Annotated in this window: 1 protein-coding gene; it reads right to left on the bottom strand. The window is 67.3% G+C overall.

Going from position 1 to position 1,739, the window contains the following annotated elements; genetic code table 11:
- Positions 1-31 precede the first annotated feature (31 nt).
- Complete coding sequence (locus IZR01_RS49055) at positions 32-1,648, bottom strand: IS1634 family transposase (protein WP_194900087.1); 1,617 nt, start codon at positions 1,646-1,648, stop codon at positions 32-34.
- Between the last annotated feature and the right edge of the window lie 91 nt (positions 1,649-1,739).

The raw sequence follows: 1,739 nt of genomic DNA, 5'->3' as shown, positions 1-1,739 counted from the left end.
GCTAGCCCCGTATTCCGCGCCCTGAGGATCGTCAGCGGAGTCGGCGTGGGTCGATGCCAAGCAGGTCGAGTAGTCGTAGTTGCAGGGGTGTCGGGGCCGGGATGATCGGGGGATCCTGGCCCGCGCCGGGAATGATTTTGATGGTGGCGAGGGCGTCGAGGATGAGCTTTCCGGTGGGGATCGCGGGCCGTCCGGCGTACAAGCCCTCGACCTTGGTCTGGCCCTGTTCGGCCAGAGCGATCCTGACCTGGCGTTCGATCAGGGAGAAGATGAGCAGCGCCAGGCAGATCACGGTGATCAACGCGGCGATGCGCCGGTTGTTCTTCAGGAACAGCGCGGTCACCGCGAGGGGTCCTTTGAACGCGGAGTAGCGGCGTTCGACTGCTTCTTGGCCCTTGTAGAGGATCAGGACCGCGGCGGCGTCGGTTTCGTCGGCGTCCAGGTTGGTCAGCAGGGCGTACCAGCCGTCGCCGGCGGCCTCGCCCGCGATGGCGTCCGGGTCGAAGGACCAGGTGAGGATGGGTTTCCCGGTGTCGGGATCGGTTCCGGTCGTCGTTCGCAGGTAATCGGCGACCCGTCGTTCCCGCCGGATCGCCGCGAGGCGGGCGTCGACCTTCTCCACGGTCGGGTAGTGCCGGGATCCCAGGGTGCGTTCCAGTCGTCCGAGGTCGCCCGCGGCCCGCTGAAGCTTCTTCGCGCGAGCGGTGATCGCAGCCGAAGCGCGGGCCGAGGAGTGGACGAACACCCGACGCAACGACACGGCCGGGTCGGCTTTGCGTGGACCGGTCACGCTCATGGCGTCCTCCACGACATGCCACACCCCGCGCCGGTCGGCGGGTTTCCCGGCGTCCCGTCCGGCGATGTAGGCGACTTCGGTCGCCGCGTGAAGGGACAGGCCGGCCAGGTCGGTCGCGGACACGTACGCCTTGGAGGCCGGCGCCACGAACGTCACACCGTCGCCGTCCATCGCGGCCACGTTCGCGTACGAGATCAGTTTGGAATCCCCGATGATCAGGAGCCGGCGTTCAGTGGCGATCTCCTGCAGTGCCCTCATCATCGGGATGACTTGGCTGACCTCGCCGGCACCGCCGTCGAAGACCTGGTGGAACACCGGGATCGCGCCGTCGCCGGTCACACCGAGTCCGGTCTGTATCTGTTTCAGGTCGGTGCGGCGGTCTTTCGGGTGGCCGAGCTTCACCGCCGGGAACCCCTCGGCCTGCTTGTCGTAGTCGCCGTGCATCGACATCGACGTCAGATCCCAGTGGATCCGTGTCACGTCGATCCCGAACGCCTCGATCGCCGCCGCCCCGACCGATCCGGCGATCCGGTCCAGGACCGGGGCGATCGCGTCCAACGCGCGTCCGATCCGGTCGTCGTTGAGCAGCGCGGGCTCAACACCGAACGCCTCGCCCACCGCCCACCCGTCCGCCCACGACTGGACGTGCACCAGCGGAGCCGGAGACGTTAACCGGTTGGCCACCAACGCCTCGATCACCTGCCCATAGGTGAGATCGGCCTGGTCATCCACCGGACACAGCCCGTCGACGATGCTCCGGATCTTCAACCGGGAACAGTAATCGGCCACTACCGGCAACGCCCCGAGCAGCTTCTCGACCGACGGCGTCCCGAACTGCGCATGTTGTCTCACGCACCAGAACCCTGCCGCAGACCAACCGCCCGGCCAACCTGCCACACCGAAGAAACCTGACGATCCTCACGGCGCGGAATATGGGGCTAGC

Origin of the sequence: Catenulispora pinisilvae, from assembly GCF_015356865.1 — a bacterium.
Classification (GTDB): Bacteria; Actinomycetota; Actinomycetes; order Streptomycetales; family Catenulisporaceae; genus Catenulispora; species Catenulispora pinisilvae.
The sequence above is the reverse complement of the archived record's forward strand: the minus strand, read 5'-3'. Positions and strand labels throughout refer to the sequence as shown.